Genomic DNA, 15747 nt, shown 5'->3' with positions numbered 1-15747 from the left:
CAACATAGTGTTAAAAAATCCTTTAAATTTGTTGTTAATTTTTTCTGTTTATTGCTGGTTGGGAGAAGGATTTTTGTCGATTGAGGTTAAACTAGTAAAGAGAAAATAAAGGGAGGTGATATGTGTAATGACCAACTGTACTACAATCATGGCCATTATTCAAGGGAATCGTCTGGAAACTGCTGTAAAGGTTCAGGATGTACTTACAAAATACGGGTGTTACATTCGGGTACGGTTAGGCCTTCATGATGCTGGCGTTAGTTCCTGTTCGAATAGTGGGATCATTCTACTGCAGTTATGCGGGGACGATGTACCACTAAATCAGATGGAACAAGAACTTAAGCAAATACCTGAAGTAAAAGTAAAATACATGGTATTAGATTAAATATAAATGAATACGGGCGCGGCCTACCGCGTCCGTATTCATTTATTGACAAATTGAGGAAAGAATACTATACTGTGAAAAAATATATAACACTATAAAAAATATAATTTAAAATACAGTTGTGGAGGGATTACATTTGGCTGCTAATGTATATTTTGTTCCAGTTACCGATTCACTGCCCGCTGCCGAACAGGCAAAGGCCATGGCGAAAATTTTTGATGCATCAGGTGCGGCACAAGTGATTGGCCGCAATGATTTTGTTGCAATAAAGGTACATGTTGGTGAAAAGAAAAATACCACCCATGTCAAACCAGAAGTAATCAGAGAAGTGGTCCAAAAGGCTAAAAACTTGGGAGGACAACCTTTTCTTACAGAAACTTCTACATTATATAAAGGGGAACGCGAGAATGCCGTTAAGCATATTTTGCATGCCCATAACCACGGGTTTAGTATCGAAAATGTCGGTGCGCCTTTTATAATGGCCGATGGGTTGGCTGGTAATACCGAAATTGAAGTAGAAATTAATGGCGAACTTCATAAAACAGTCAAAGTTGCCAGAGAAATAGTAAGTGCTGATTGTCTATTGGTTGTTTCCCATCCGACTGGGCATCCGGCTGCTGGTTTGGGGGCGTGCATAAAAAATATTGGCATGGGTCTGGCTAGCCGTATGGGTAAAATGCGTCAGCATTCGGCTATGCTGCCTGAGGTGAATAGTAAAGCATGTCAATATTGCAAAAAGTGTATTAAGTGGTGTCCACAAGATGCTATAATTGAACAGGATGGTAAAGCATTTATTCTATCAGAAAAGTGCATAGGTTGTGGTGAATGTTTGGCTGTCTGCCGGTTTGATGCTGTAAAATATGATTGGAATGCTGAGTCAGGGTATATGCAACGGAGTATGGCCGAACATGCATATGGCAGTGTTATTGACAAACCAGGTAAATGCTTTTATTTCAATGTTCTTATTGATATGACGAAGGATTGCGATTGTTTTAATACCACTCAGCACAAAATGATTCCGGATATTGGTATTTTAGCATCAAGCGATCCAGTGGCTATTGATAAGGCGACACTTGATCTTACCGCCAAGGCACACGGTAAAACGCTGGCAGAATTAGCGTATGCTCACCATGATGCAATGATTCAAATTAACCATGCTGCCAAAATTGGCATGGGTTCGTTGGAATATCAACTGATTACCATTGAAGATTGATAACTACAGTAGTAGTTTTGGTGGAGGCAAACGAATACTAGATGAAGACAAATGCTGCCAGAATATTAGATGGCTTGAAAATTAGCTATGAATTGCGGGAATATACGGTTGATGAAACTGACTTAAGTGCTGAACATGTTGCTGACCAAATAAACATGCCGCATAACCAGGTATTTAAGACATTGGTTGCCAGAGGGGATAAGACTGGTGTTCTTATGGCCTGTATCCCTGGTGATGCAGTATTAGATCTTAAAGCTTTAGCAGTTGCTAGCGGTAATAAGAAGGTAGAAATGGTCGCTTTAAAAGAGGTGCAGCCACTTACCGGATATGTAAGAGGCGGCATGTCACCGTTAGGGCCCAAAAAGCGCTATCCGGTATATTTGGATGAAAGTGCCGCCAAATGGTCGGTAATCGCTGTTAGCGCTGGTATTCGCGGCTGCCAGATTGTTTTGGCTCCTGATGACCTGGTGCGGGCGGTAAATGCCCGCCTGTGTCTGATAGCACGCGGCGAGTAAAACTGATTTATTTGATCCGGGGAGGAATTATTTACCATGAAAATTATTATTCATGAAAGCATTCGTCAGGTTATTCCCAACTGCCGCTTGGGATATTTGACAATTAGTGATGTGATTGTCAGGGGAACGCCACCAGCTTTAAGTCAGGAATTTGTCCAATTGCAGCAAGAAGTAGCCAAGGTATGCAACCTGGATCTTTTGCCAAAGCTTCCCCGGGTTTTGGCAGTTCGTAATATGTATAAAAAGCTTGATTTTGATCCATCTCGTTATCGTCCATCTTCAGAGGCCTTGGTACGCCGGGTATTGCAAAAAAAAGATTTGTACTATGTAAATAGTGCAGTAGATGTCAATAATTATTGCTCCATTAAATATTTATTGCCCTTTGGATTATATGATTTAGACAAAATAGAGGGTGATGTGGTTTACCGTCGGGATCAAGCCGGAAGTTATATCAATATTGCTGGTAAAGAAGTATCAACTGATAATAAACCATTTTTAACAGATAATAAGGGCGCATTTGGCAATCCGACTTCTGACTCACGCCGGACGGCTGTTACCCTGACAACCCGTAATTTGTTGTCAGTTATTTATGCTGATGAAAGTGTCAGCACCGAGGAATTAAGCAGTATGCTTGACTTTGCTGGCAATATGTTCGTTTGTTATAATTGCGGTAAGGTAACAGGAAAGTGTATTATATAGGATAACAGTGGCTGAAGTACCATTCTTTTTTCGGAAGGAGAAACTTTATATATGTATGTTAGCACACGTGGTGCCGCTGAAAAACTAACGGCAGCGGAGGCTATCGCCCAAGGAATAGCTGCCGATGGAGGCTTATTTGTGCCAGAAGCTATACCGTTGATAGACAGAGCAGCATTAGCCAATCTAATTCCGCTCAGTTACCAAGAACGGGCAGCGGCAATTCTCGCGCTATTTTTAGCAGATTATACTTGTGATGAACTAAACCGTTGTATCGCTGGTGCCTATAGCGGCGGAAAATTTGCCAGCTCTGCCATAGCCCCTGTGACCAAGGTAACTGATGACATGTTCGCTTTGGAGTTGTGGCACGGACCGACAAGTGCTTTTAAGGATATGGCGTTGCAACTTTTGCCAAGATTTCTATCTTGTGCACTCAAAAAGATTGATGAGCAGGCTGAAATGGTTATATTGGTTGCGACATCTGGCGATACCGGCAAAGCGGCACTTGAAGGATTTAAGGATGTTGAACAGACACGCGTGATCGTGTTTTATCCTGAGGATGGCGTAAGCCAAATTCAACGTTTGCAAATGATTACCCAGGAGGGGTCTAACCTTACCGTAGTTGCGGTAAAAGGCAATTTTGATGATGCTCAGACTGGGGTTAAACATATCTTTAATGATCGGGAATTTAATAAAACACTTGCCAAAAACAGCTACAAGCTGTCGTCGGCCAACTCGATTAACTGGGGCAGGCTTGTACCACAAATTGTGTATTATTTTAGTGCTTATGCTGATTTAGTGAAGGACAACCATATAGCTTTTGGCAGTCCGGTCAACTTTGTGGTGCCCACTGGTAATTTTGGCAATATTCTTGCCGGATACTATGCCAAATGCATGGGGTTGCCTATCAATAAACTGATTTGCGCCTCAAATAGTAATAATGTACTGACTGATTTTCTCAAAACCGGTGTATATAACCGCAATCGTCAATTTTACAAAACTCATTCACCTTCTATGGATATTCTTATCTCAAGCAATCTGGAACGCCTGCTGTACCACATGAGTAACAATAATCCGGAACAAGTCAGCTGTTGGATGAATGAGCTAAATACTAAGGGAGAATACAGTATTAGTCCTGAACAATTACAGGCCATACAGGAGATATTCCCTTCAGGCTGGGTGGATGATGCTGAAACGGTGGTCACGATTGGTCGGGTTCAGAAAGCGTATGGCTATACGCTTGATCCTCATACTGCAGTCGCTTGGAAGGTTGCCGAAGACTATCGTCAGCAATCAGGCGATACAACACCAACTGTGATTGTATCAACCGCCAGTCCATTTAAATTTAATGAAACGGTGCTTGCCGCTTTAGCAGGGAATGAAAAACTAAAATCCCAGTCCGAGTTTGCAGCACTGAAGAAATTGGCTGAATTGACTGGTTTGCCAATTCCATCAGCGCTGGCTGAATTGGAATACAAGCCTATCCGCCATACGACGGTGTGTAGTAAGCAAGAAATGCCTAATGCAGTGAAAGCAACCTTGCATATAACAGAATAAAGTAAACAACAACTGCCATCCCAGGCTTCTTTATATTACTCTTGCAGTACATTAGCTTGGAAATGGCAGTTTTCTTTTAGTTATAACATATACTATTAATAAAATAGTATATGTTATAACTAAAATATATACATATTTATGTAATCTACTTGTTTTGTATACAGTATGCATATAGTATACTGTTTGATATTACAATATAAGTGAATGACAGTGATTGGAAAGGGAAAGGGGTATATCGGCATGCGCGGGAAAGTACATTATAATCTTAGTCCGGTACAGTTAATCGAAATAGCGATAAAAAATGGTGAGGGACAATTAACTGCCAGTGGTGCCCTGCGGGTTACAACAGGTAAATATACCGGGCGTTCGCCTAATGATAAGTTTATTGTGGATTCACCTTCTGTCCATCAAAACATAGCTTGGGATAATAATAAGCCATTTTCTCCAGAGAAATTCACTCAGTTATATCATCGTATGCTTGCTTATATGCAAAACCGTGAACTGTTCATTTTTACAGGTTTTGCCGGTGCTGATCCTAAACATCGTATCAGTGTGCAATTTGTTAATGAATTTACCTGGCAGAATCTATTTGTCCAGCAGTTATTTATTGGTCCTGAAACACAAGAACTGGAGATTACACCCGATTATAAAGTGATCTGCCTGCCTGGATTTACAGCCGATCCGGCTATTGACGGCACTTATTCAGAGGCATTTATCGTTATAAATTTTGAACAACGTTTGGTTCTTATTGGTGGTACTCACTATGCCGGAGAAATGAAAAAATCAATATTTACGGTTATGAATTATATCTTACCAGAGGGGAATATTTTGTCTATGCATTGCTCGGCCAATGTTGGTGAAAATGGAAATACAGCCTTGTTTTTTGGATTGAGCGGCACAGGCAAGACAACGTTATCGGCTGACCCGAAGCGCAAACTCGTAGGTGATGACGAACATGGCTGGAGTGATACAGGAATTTTTAATATTGAAGGCGGTTGTTATGCCAAATGCATTGGTCTTACATATGAGACTGAGCCACAGATCTGGGACGCTATCCGCTTTGGGGCTGTATTAGAAAATGTAGTTGTTGATCAAACAACCCGGATGCCGGATTTTGCTGATAATTCTATTACTGAGAATACTCGTGTTGCCTATCCTGTTAAGTATATTCCCAATGCGCTAATACCTGGCATGGCTGGGCACCCTACAACCATTGTATTTTTAACGGCTGATGCTTTTGGTGTGTTGCCTCCAATTGCGAGGTTGAATACTGAACAAGCTATGTACCATTTCTTGTCAGGTTATACCAGTAAATTAGCCGGCACAGAACGGGGTATTACAGAACCGCAGGCTACTTTCTCCGCTTGTTTTGGTGCACCGTTTTTACCGTTGTCACCGCTTCGGTATGCTGAACTTTTAGGTGAGAAACTTAAACGCCATAATACTAAGGTATTCTTAATTAATACAGGTTGGTCAGGCGGTCCGTTTGGAGTAGGTAAGCGTATGCAGCTTTCCTATACCCGGGCTATGGTAACGGCTGCCATAGAAGGACAGTTAGAACAAGTCTCCTACCAACTTGATCCGATATTTAATCTATTTGTTCCGGAAAGCTGCCCAGGTGTACCGGCTGAAATTCTTATGCCCCGTGATACATGGTCGGACAAAGCGGCGTATGATGAGAAAGCACGGGAGTTAGCCCGCTCGTTTGTCCAAAACTTTAATAGTTTTAAACAAGCTATGCCGCCGGAAATGATTGCTGCCGGACCCAAAGCTGAGTAAGTCAATATTGTTGTTTAGTAGCAGGTATAACTTTTCTTTATGAATCTACTTTATGCTTGGCAGTTTTTGTTTTAGGGTGAGCACCGGAGAAAATAAGTCGCCTAGCTGACTAGCTCTTTCTAATACTTTTGCGGCTTCAAATGTTAATAGATCAGGATTCTGTTGTTCTACGGCGCGGGCAACCTCTTGCCAGGTTACTGGCGTGGAAACCGTGGGGCGGTCTTTGGCGCGAAGTGAATAGACGCAAACGGTTGTTTTATGTTCGTCGTTTTGGCTCCAGTCAATAAAAACCTTGCCTGTTCGTAGCCGTTTTTTCATGTTTGCTACGATTTTGTCAGGGTATTTTTCCTGTAAACGGGTAGCCAGTATCCGGGCGAAATTTTTAGTATTCTCATAGTTGATTTGGGTATTAAGTGGTACATATACTTGCAGACCTTTGGAGCCTGACGTTTTTGGGAAGCTCTGTAATTGGTACTTATCAAAAAAGTCTTTAAGCAGCAGTCCGATTTGGGCACAATCGTAAATGGTGGCAGGCGGACCAGGGTCAAGATCAAACACCAGCAGGGAAGGTTGGTTTACTGCTGGCGCTATCGATAAGGAAGTGTGCAGTTCCAGTGCGGCCAGATTGGCAACCCACACTATGGTGGGTAAATCGGCAGCATTACAAAAATGAATATATCGGTTATTACTATCACTCCATACCGGAATCGTTTTGACCCAGCTAGGGCGGTGGGGCGGACATTCTTTTTGATAGAAAAACTTACCCTGCACACCATGCGGGTAGCGTTTCATAGTTAACGGCCTGTTGGCAAGATGCGGCAGGAGCAGCGGCGCAATGCGGATATAATAGTCTAGCATTTGTCCTTTAGTAAAACCTGTTGTTGGATACAATACTTTATCAAGATTACTGACCTTTAACTTGCGGCCGGCTACTTCAATACTTATTTTGTGTTGATTGTCACTGGACACTGGCTTTTTTCCTCCTGGAAGGTGCGAGTGATTTCTTAGCCTTGCCAGAGACGATTTTTTGGTCTTTAACGGTTTTGCTTTTGATGGCCGAAATGCTAGCTTCGAGCGCTGCCATCAAGTCAATGACTTTACCGCTTTCTTTTTCTTCCGGTTGGCTGCTTACTAGCTGACCTTCGGCTTTTTTCTCAAGCATATCAAGTATTTGTTGATGGTAATTATCGTGATATTTGTCAGGTTCAAACTCGGTTGACAGTGTCTCAATCAGTTGCTCGGCCATGGCCAGTTCCTTTTGGTTAGGCTCAGGCACATCGGTTGGGAGATCTTCTAGCTGTTCAAGGGGAATTATCTCATCAGCAAAGTGCATGGTGGATAAGGCCAGTGCTTTGCCCACAGGCCGGATAGCGGCAAGGTATTCTTTATTGCGCATGATGATTCGCGAAATCGCCACTTTACCAGTGGTTTGCATGGAAGTCAACAGTAAGGAATAGGCTTTTCCGGCTCCTTTGTCAGGAGTGAGATAATAGCAGTTATCATAGTATAGTGGGTCGATTTCATTAAGTTTGACAAAATCTTCAATAGCGATGGTACGGGCATTTTTTGGTTGGATGGCTTCCAACTCATCATTGGTGACGATGACATATTTATCTGGAGAAATTTCATAGCCTTTTACAATATTTTCAGCAGGTACTTCAGCTCCATCAGCTGGGCAGACTTTTTTCAGACGAATACGGCAACCGTCAGATTTGCGCAATTGATTAAAATGAATAGATTTTTTTCGTACAGCGGTATACAGTTTTACTGGAATGTTAATAAGGCCGAAGCTAATTGCGCCTATCCAGATAGGGCGGGGCATACGCATTACCTCCAAATTACTCTTCGCGGACTACTTGGCGTGGGTTTTTGTCATTGCGTAACCCTTTGAAGGAGGGATGTCGCAGAGTATGGTTAGGGGTCCACTCGGTAAACTCAAATTCTCCCACCAATAGGGGTTCAACAAAATGGGCATTTGTAACAGGTATATCTTGGGAAAATGGGTTAGTATTTCGCTGTAGCGGTGTTAAGAGTTTAGCTAAGGTTTGCAGTGTATCCTGGGTAAAACCGGTACCCACTTTTCCGGCATAAAGTAATTGCTGAGGAACATTACGGGCTTTGGCTTCTTCGGGTGTCAGATCATAGTAGCCGATAAGCAGGGCACCAATCTTACCATGTCGACTTCCTTGCCCTGGTACCCAACCGCCAATAATTAATTCCTGGCGGTACTGATTTTTGATTTTCAGCCAGTCACCAGTACGTTTCCCGGGATGATAAGCGCTATCCAGACGTTTGGCAACAATGCCTTCAAGTCCCAGCTTACGGCTGGCAGCCAACATGTGTTGGCCTTCTCCGATACGATAGCCGGGAGTTTTCCAGTGAGCACCTGTAAGCATAAGGCTTGCCAGGATGTTCTGTCTTTCGGTATATGGTTTGGTGATAAGCAATTGATTGTCAAGCGATAAGATATCAAAAATTATGTAATGGACAGGAATTTTTTTTATCATTTCAGAAATGACCCTGTCATTAGATAAGCCCATACGGTGTTGCAGCCGTGAGAAGGAGGGGAGTCCGGCAGGGTCAAAGGCAACAATTTCTCCATCAAGAATTATTTCTGTGTGTTTGTTGCTTACCTCAGTAGCCAATACGGTAAGTTCGGGGTATTGGCTAGTGATATCCTTGAGGTTGCGGCTCATCAGTCTATACTGTTTATCTTGCAGATAAAACATACTTCTGATGCCATCCCATTTGATTTCAAAGCCGTATTCATTTTCATTGGTAATAGGTAAAGAGCCTGCTTTGGCAAGCATTGGCTTAATTATTGGCATGATGTCCTCATAATTGGGTAGTTTATCATTAGTTTTTGCAGCAGAAAGTAAATATATTACACAGTAAGTTGGCACGAACCGGCAATAGAAAACAGGCCGGAATGATCCGGCCTGTTCAATGGACAATGGGTATTATTTATTGGATTGGTAACACTCGCGGCAATAGACAGGTTTTCCGGCGGTAGGACGGAATGGAACCTGAGTTTCAATACCGCAAGCGGTGCAAATAGTATCAAACATTTCACGTTGCGGACGTGTGGTGCTTCCTGCACGGTTATTATTTTGGCGTTTTCTGGCTGCACGGCAGTCCGGACAGCGGGAAGGATCATTTTGGAACCCTTTCTCAGCGTAAAAACTTTGTTCTGATGCGGTGAAAATAAAAGTGGTGCCGCATTCTTTGCAGGAAAGGTTTTTATCTTTAAATTCCATGTCTAACCAACCTCCATTAATTGTGTTTGACGCAACAATTGCCTGTCGGTTGGTCAAGACATACTTGCTAGCCATCGAGAGCAATTATATTTGTCATATTAACAATATACCTTGTAGGCATTTAATTGTCAAGACTTGGATATTAATTTTTCTAGTTCATCCAACATATGGGAGAATTTGTTAAGTGTAAGCTCAATAGGCTGGGGTGTGGACATATCAACGCCAGCTTGTTTCAGGATATTGAGCGGGTAATCAGAACCACCACTCTTGAGGAACTCAATATATTGTTGTTCGGCACCAGCGTCGCCATGAAGCAGCTTTTCTGCTAACGTTGTTGCCGCCGCATAGCCGGTGACATATTGATATACATAGAAACTCCAGTAGAAATGAGGGATTCGGGCCCATTCTACATCGATTTCACTGTCAACGATGATTTCAGGACCATAGTATTTGACATTAAGCTCATGCCACATACTGTCAAGCAAATCGGCTGTGAGTGTTTCACCGCTTTCGGCTTTTTCATACATGTTTTTCTCAAATTCAGCAAACATAGTTTGGCGATAAACGGTAGCGCGTACCATTTCCAGATATTGATTCATTAAGTATAGCTTTTTTTGTGTGTCGGTTGTTGTTTTTAAAAGGAAATCGTTTAATAGGATTTCATTGGTAGTAGAAGCTACTTCCGCAGTAAAAATGGAATATTGGGAAGTAGCGTAGGGTTGAGTGCTCTGGCTGTAATAACTGTGAATCGCATGCCCCATTTCATGGGCAAGGGTGCTGACATCTTCAAGTCGGTTATTATAGTTCAAGAGGACAAAGGGGTGGACACTATAGACGCCCCAGCTATAGGCGCCAGTTTGTTTGCCTTTATTCTCATAAACATCGATCCAGCCGGAGGTTAAACCTTTGTTGAGGATATCGGCATATTCAGAGCCGAGTGGGGCAAGGCCGTCGCGTACTAATTTTATTCCTTCGTCATAAGGGATGTGGAATTTTACTGTCTGAACTAAAGGCGTATAAAGGTCATACATGTGGATAGTATCAAGCTGTAATACTTTTTTCTTAAGGGCTATATAGCGATGGAGCGGTTCCAAGTTCTTATTAACGGTGGTGATCAGATTGTCATAAACACTTACCGAAATATTGTTTTCCGATAAGGCGGACTCTAGAGTGGAATTATATTTTCGAGTACGGGAATAGAAAATATTTTTCTTAACATTTCCGGCTAAGGTAGCGGCGAAGGTATTGCGGTAGTTATTATAGGAACTGAATAGTCCGGTAAAGGCTTCCTGGCGAACACGTCGATCTGATGACATGATGAGCAAACGGTAACGGCCTTCGCTAAGAGTTATTTTTTGTCCGTCTTCACCGGTAATATCCGGAAATTTCATATCGGCATGGGCCAACATATTAAAAATAGTTTCGGAAGCTTGAGTTACTTCGACTGCGCGGGATAAGATTTCTTCTTCGGCAGGGGATAAAACATGCTGTTTTTGACGAAGCAGATTGCCAAAGTAAAAGCTGTATTCAGCCAATGACGGTTCACGCCGAAAAGCGGATAGCGTATCTTCCGGCATAGCGAGAATCTCGGGTTCGATAAAAGCAGTGGCGGCACCTATTTCAGCAAGCAAAGCCTCAGTCTTGCCAACGAGGGCCTGATATTTGGCGTTAGCTGAGTTTTCATCTCGCTGCAAACGGGCGTAAGCAAATAGTTTGCCGGCCAGAATATTGATTTCATCTCGCAGTTTTAAGCAAGCAAGAAGCTGTTCTGGTGATTGGGATAAGGTTCCTTGATATTTACTAAAGTCAGGCAGGGAGCTTTTTACCTTATCGAAATCGGTTTGCCATGATTGTTCGTTAGTATAAATATCTTCTACTCGCCACTTATATTCAGATGGTATTTCATCGCGAGTTGGCAGTGATTTAGACGTTTTCGTCATACATAAGACACTTCCTTTCAATCATTGAATCTGCAATGTAAAGTATATATATTAGGGCTAGTATGTGGTATTTCCTGGTTTGGCATGCCCCTGCACAGAATATTTTTTATTGCTGATTCGCCTGCTTTCAGACGGGTTACAACCCAAACATAGCAGGTTCTTTGTTGGCTTTTATACTTATTATACTTTAAAGTATTTGAGAATACCCTCACAGATACTTTCTGCGGCATTATCACGTCCATCTACACTGGATAATAACATTTCTTCAACCGGATTGGAAATAAAAGCTACTTCCACAAGAATTGACGGCATGTTGGTATAACGCAATACATATAAGCTGGCAAACCGTGCGCCGCGGTTTTTGGTGCCTAGTTTTTCAACTAAGCTGCGTTGTACTAAATTGGCCAGTTTTATTGACTCTTTATCACCATAGTGGAAAGTAGTAGTGCCGGCGGTAGTAGGGCTGGTAAAGGAGTCATTATGAATGCCAACAAAAATATCTGCTTCCGCCTGATGGGCGGCTTCCACTCTTGCTCCCAGTTCTTCCTTTGATGTTGCGGCAGCATAGGCTACCTCGGTATCAGTATCCCTCGTCATGACGACAGTAGCTCCGTTTTTTTCAAGTTTTTCTTTGAGCAGTAAGGCGATAGCCAATGTATTATCTTTTTCTTTGGTACCTGTCGGACCTAGGGCTCCAGGGTCGTTGCCGCCGTGACCGGGATCAATGCAAATTACTTTGCCGGCTAGGCGGGTATTTTCATCCTCGCTTCTTTCGTCAGCAGGATTATCGATTGGCAGGGGCGGCATAGATGAGTCTTTGGAATTGATAAGAACCAATTCGCGTTGGGCATCATAGCGAATTCCCCATTTGAGCATTTGGGCCATATTACGAAGAGTTATTAATAGATCACGGTTAACGCGGGCATTGCCAGGCAAATAACGCCCATCAATCATAATCCGCATAATTTTCACCATCCTCATGTTTGCCTTTAAACAGTGGACCAAAGTTGTCATAAGCCCAGTTTTTTCTTATTCTATCCTATGCAGAGCTATTTTAGGAGGTGAATCGACGGGTACAAACTGGCGGCAGGAATTTGACAAGATGTCATGAAACGACTATACTTGCAGGGAGATTAAGGAACGGAGACATGCTATGAAAATTTTGTTATCAACATTAAATGCTAAGTATATTCATTCATCGTTAGCACTAAGGTGTTTGGCTGCTTTTTGCAAACGTGACGGACATGATATAATGGTTCGTGAATATACCGTGAATAATGGGTTGTTGGAAGTACTGAGTGATATCTATCCTTGGCAGGCGGATGTAATTGGTTTAGCCTGTTACATTTGGAATATTGAGGCCAGTTTGGAGTTGGCCAAATTAATTAAAAAAGTACAGCCAAATGCTGTTATTGTCTTAGGTGGGCCGGAGGTTTCTTATCAGCCGGAAGATATTTTGCTCCAGCATGATGCTGTTGACTATATTATTCTAGGTGAAGGTGAGCAAACACTGGCAGCCTTACTTACAGCGCTGAATAACAAGGGATCTGTTACGGATATTCCAGGTGTTGCTTGCCGGAACAATCTAGCGGCAGCTAAACCCCAATTAGTCGCCAATCTTGATGATATTCCTTTTCCTTACAGTCACGAAGACATGGAGAGCTTAAAAGACAAAATATTGTACTACGAAAGTTCGCGCGGCTGTCCGTTTGCTTGTCAATATTGTCTGTCAAGTGCTACTTCCGGCGTGCGGTTTTTTAGTCAGGAGCGAGTATTGCGTGACCTTGCCTTTTTTATTGAGCATGATGTTAAACAAGTTAAGTTTGTTGACCGCACATTTAATGCTCACAAAGATCATTACTTTCCAATCATGAAGTTTTTGGCCGCACAAAATTGCCGAACTAATTTTCATTTTGAAATTGCGGCCGATATTTGGGATGATGAAGTATTAGAATTTTTACGTGATGTTCCGCCTGGCAGGTTTCAATTCGAAATAGGTATTCAATCAACCAATGAACAAACATTAGCGGTAATCAAACGACATAACAATTGGCCCAAAATTGTTAAACATGTTGGTCAAATCAGGGGCTATGGCAATATTCATCTCCATCTAGATTTGATTGTGGGCTTGCCCTATGAGACCATCAGCAAATTTGCCAAATCATTTAATGATGTTTACCAGTTACAGCCAGATATGCTGCAGATTGGGTTTCTCAAGCTGCTCAAGGGTTCTGGCATTAGGCGGAATTCTGTTGACCACGGATATATTTACATGGACAGCGCTCCGTACGAAGTATTAGCAAATAACTATATGGATTATAGTCAGATTAGAAAACTAAAGATTTTAGAAGAAGTTTTTGAACAAGTATATAATACCGGGCGTTTCCGTTATACGCTGCCATGGCTTATTACTAAGAGTGGCAGAGGCGCTTTTGATTTTTATTATCAATTAACCTGTTTTTGGGAAGAACGTGGCTACCATCTGGTTGCTCACAGTGCTAAGACTATATATAAGTATCTAGCTGATTTTTGCGCGACCTTCTTTCCTCAGGTGCTGCGCGAATGTCAGGAGTTTTTGAAGTTCGATGCGCTGATGAGCGAGATGGGGACGATCCGGCCTGAATTTTTGCCATGGAACCAACTGCATCAGGCAACTGCCGATAAGTGGTCAGAAGCTAAGACGGCTTTTTGGCGCGATAGCGATCGTGTCCGCCGTTATTTGCCTGACTATGAATTTACGACATGGCGGGATATTAAAAAGCGATATCATATTGAAGTCTTTTCCGTAGATATTCCCTCTTATTTACAAGGGAAAGAAAGTTTGATCAGTCGAGAAGTCGCAGTGCTTTTCTCATATCAGAATGTAAAACCCTCTTATCAGGTGATTCATCATGATGACTTCTGGAGTTAGATATAATACATATTCCGAATACCTGCGCAAGCGGTATGGACAGAAGGTATATAAACTACCGATTAGCCTGCCGGTAACCTGCCCAAACCGTGACGGTCAATGCGGTTATCATGGCTGTGTATTTTGCGGCGAAATTGGCGCAGGTTATGAAAACCTGCCAGCTTCGCTGTCTGTCAGCGACCAGATAGCCGCTAACAAGGCGCATATTGCGCCAAAATATAAAGCGAGAAAATTTATTCCTTACTTTCAGAATTTCAGCAATACCTATTTACCAGTAGATAAGCTAAAACATCATGTCATTGAGGCCTGTCAGGAAGAAGATATTGTGGCTATTGCGCTAGCTACCAGGCCTGATTGCGTCAATGACAGCTACCTGGAGATGCTGGCTGCTATCAGAGATGAGTATGGAGTGGATATCAGTATTGAATTGGGGTTGCAGACCGTTAACTATCATACATTAGAGAAGATTAATCGTGGTCATACGCTGGCTGAATTTATTGATGCCACTCAAAGAATCAAATACTGGTCGATGGATGTATGCGCTCACCTCATTGTAAACCTCCCCTGGGACGGTATGGCTGATGTGATTGAAAGTGCAAAAATAGTTTCAGCTCTGGGAGTCAATCAGGTTAAATTACATGCTCTCTATATTGTAAAAAACACAGTAATGGCCGACTGGTATCAAAAAGGTGAGATTACACTTATTAGTAAAGAAGAATATGTAGAAAGGGTAGTAACCTTCCTGGAGTATCTTCACCCTGATATTGTAATTCAACGCCTAATTGGTCGCGCGCCAGAAACCAATACTCTGTTTACTAATTGGCAGACTGGCTGGTGGAAAATACGCGAAACGATTGAAGGCGAATTAGTGGCGCGCGATACGTGGCAAGGCAAAAAGTGTACCTATTTAAACGGCTCGGCAGTAAAAAAGTTTCTCTAATCAAAAACAGATCGTTACGAACGAGTTGATTTTATCCTAGCACAAAAATAGTCTGTCTTTCCTAAATTGTGGATGATTTTATATATTCACTGATTGATGAATAAGCCGCTCTATGATTTTGATGCTCACAGAAACGGTAAGAGCGGCCTTACTTTTTGTATCATATCTAACCAGCAGCAGAAGTATAACTTAATTTTTAAAGAAGCCAAGCGTATTATATAAAAAAACTTACTCTTCTGTAATTTTATAAAGGCATTTACAAAGATAACTATTGTTGTTAATATTATACTGCATTTGAAATGTAAGGAGAGTGTAGTATTCATAATGAGAAAGCTTCAACTGTTAGAGCAGATAGATAAACTTTCATCTCTGCTTCATAGTAATGACCTGAAAGAACTTAATTTTACTACAAGTACAATTAATGAAATGTATCAAAAACTAGATGCTTTGACTGAAGAATATATTAAATGCTATTGCTAGACATCGTTGATGCGATGTCCCAGGCTGTCGACAAAGTATTGTCGATAGCCTTTTTATTTATTATGATTATCTGT

14 protein-coding genes are annotated in these 15747 nt (G+C 41.9%); 8 read left to right on the top strand and 6 right to left on the bottom strand.

The genetic code is table 11. The features are described 5' to 3' along the window. Positions 1-127: 127 nt before the first annotated feature. From AC29Z1_RS00640 to pckA, 6 genes are all read left to right on the top strand, one after another. Positions 128-385: a CPF_0552 family protein gene (locus AC29Z1_RS00640; protein WP_488269520.1), complete on the top strand. Its 258-nt coding sequence runs from the start codon at positions 128-130 to the stop codon at positions 383-385. A gap of 136 nt (positions 386-521) precedes the next feature. Beyond that, positions 522-1598 carry a DUF362 domain-containing protein gene (locus AC29Z1_RS00635; RefSeq protein ID WP_488269519.1) on the top strand — a complete coding sequence of 359 codons (1077 nt, stop codon included), beginning with the start codon at positions 522-524 and terminating at the stop codon, positions 1596-1598. Positions 1599-1639: 41 nt separating this feature from the next. Continuing rightward, positions 1640-2113, top strand: a complete 474-nt coding sequence (gene ybaK / locus AC29Z1_RS00630; protein ID WP_488269518.1) for a Cys-tRNA(Pro) deacylase — start codon at positions 1640-1642, stop codon at positions 2111-2113. A gap of 36 nt (positions 2114-2149) precedes the next feature. Next, complete coding sequence (locus AC29Z1_RS00625) at positions 2150-2812, top strand: B3/B4 domain-containing protein (protein ID WP_488269517.1); 663 nt, start codon at positions 2150-2152, stop codon at positions 2810-2812. Positions 2813-2863: 51 nt separating this feature from the next. Next, positions 2864-4366 carry a threonine synthase gene (gene thrC, locus AC29Z1_RS00620; protein WP_488269516.1) on the top strand — a complete coding sequence of 501 codons (1503 nt, stop codon included), beginning with the start codon at positions 2864-2866 and terminating at the stop codon, positions 4364-4366. Between the two features lie 204 nt (positions 4367-4570). Next, a complete protein-coding gene (gene pckA / locus AC29Z1_RS00615; protein WP_488269515.1) occupies positions 4571-6145 on the top strand; it encodes a phosphoenolpyruvate carboxykinase (ATP) in 1575 nt (524 codons plus the stop codon). Positions 6146-6190: 45 nt separating this feature from the next. Here the strand turns inward: pckA and ligD (AC29Z1_RS00610) are convergent, their stop codons facing one another. From ligD (AC29Z1_RS00610) to AC29Z1_RS00585, 6 genes are all read right to left on the bottom strand, one after another. Continuing rightward, positions 6191-7114, bottom strand: a complete 924-nt coding sequence (gene ligD, locus AC29Z1_RS00610) for a non-homologous end-joining DNA ligase (RefSeq protein ID WP_488269514.1) — start codon at positions 7112-7114, stop codon at positions 6191-6193. Further along, entirely contained in the window at positions 7104-7967 is an 864-nt protein-coding gene (gene ku / locus AC29Z1_RS00605; RefSeq protein ID WP_488269513.1) for a non-homologous end joining protein Ku, read from the bottom strand. The genes ligD (AC29Z1_RS00610) and ku overlap by 11 nt, the downstream gene beginning before the upstream one ends. A gap of 16 nt (positions 7968-7983) precedes the next feature. Beyond that, a complete protein-coding gene (gene ligD / locus AC29Z1_RS00600) occupies positions 7984-8973 on the bottom strand; it encodes a non-homologous end-joining DNA ligase (protein WP_488269512.1) in 990 nt (329 codons plus the stop codon). A gap of 132 nt (positions 8974-9105) precedes the next feature. Further along, a complete protein-coding gene (locus tag AC29Z1_RS00595; RefSeq protein WP_488269511.1) occupies positions 9106-9402 on the bottom strand; it encodes a zinc-ribbon domain containing protein in 297 nt (98 codons plus the stop codon). A gap of 128 nt (positions 9403-9530) precedes the next feature. Next, the gene (gene pepF / locus AC29Z1_RS00590; RefSeq protein WP_488269510.1) at positions 9531-11342 is read right to left on the bottom strand and encodes an oligoendopeptidase F; all 1812 of its coding nucleotides are present in this window, start codon (positions 11340-11342) and stop codon (positions 9531-9533) included. Positions 11343-11522: 180 nt separating this feature from the next. After that, the gene (locus AC29Z1_RS00585; protein ID WP_488269509.1) at positions 11523-12305 is read right to left on the bottom strand and encodes an N-acetylmuramoyl-L-alanine amidase family protein; all 783 of its coding nucleotides are present in this window, start codon (positions 12303-12305) and stop codon (positions 11523-11525) included. A gap of 190 nt (positions 12306-12495) precedes the next feature. Between AC29Z1_RS00585 and AC29Z1_RS00580 the strand changes: the two genes are divergently transcribed. Together AC29Z1_RS00580 and mnmL are read left to right on the top strand one after the other, a co-directional pair. Further along, positions 12496-14253, top strand: a complete 1758-nt coding sequence (locus tag AC29Z1_RS00580) for a B12-binding domain-containing radical SAM protein (RefSeq protein WP_488269508.1) — start codon at positions 12496-12498, stop codon at positions 14251-14253. Continuing rightward, a complete protein-coding gene (gene mnmL / locus AC29Z1_RS00575) occupies positions 14237-15193 on the top strand; it encodes a tRNA modification radical SAM protein MnmL/YtqA (protein ID WP_488269530.1) in 957 nt (318 codons plus the stop codon). Before AC29Z1_RS00580 ends, mnmL begins: the two co-directional genes overlap by 17 nt. Positions 15194-15747 lie beyond the last annotated feature (554 nt).

This window comes from Sporomusa sp., from assembly GCF_057736855.1.
This window is presented reverse-complemented; position numbering and strand designations above follow the sequence as displayed.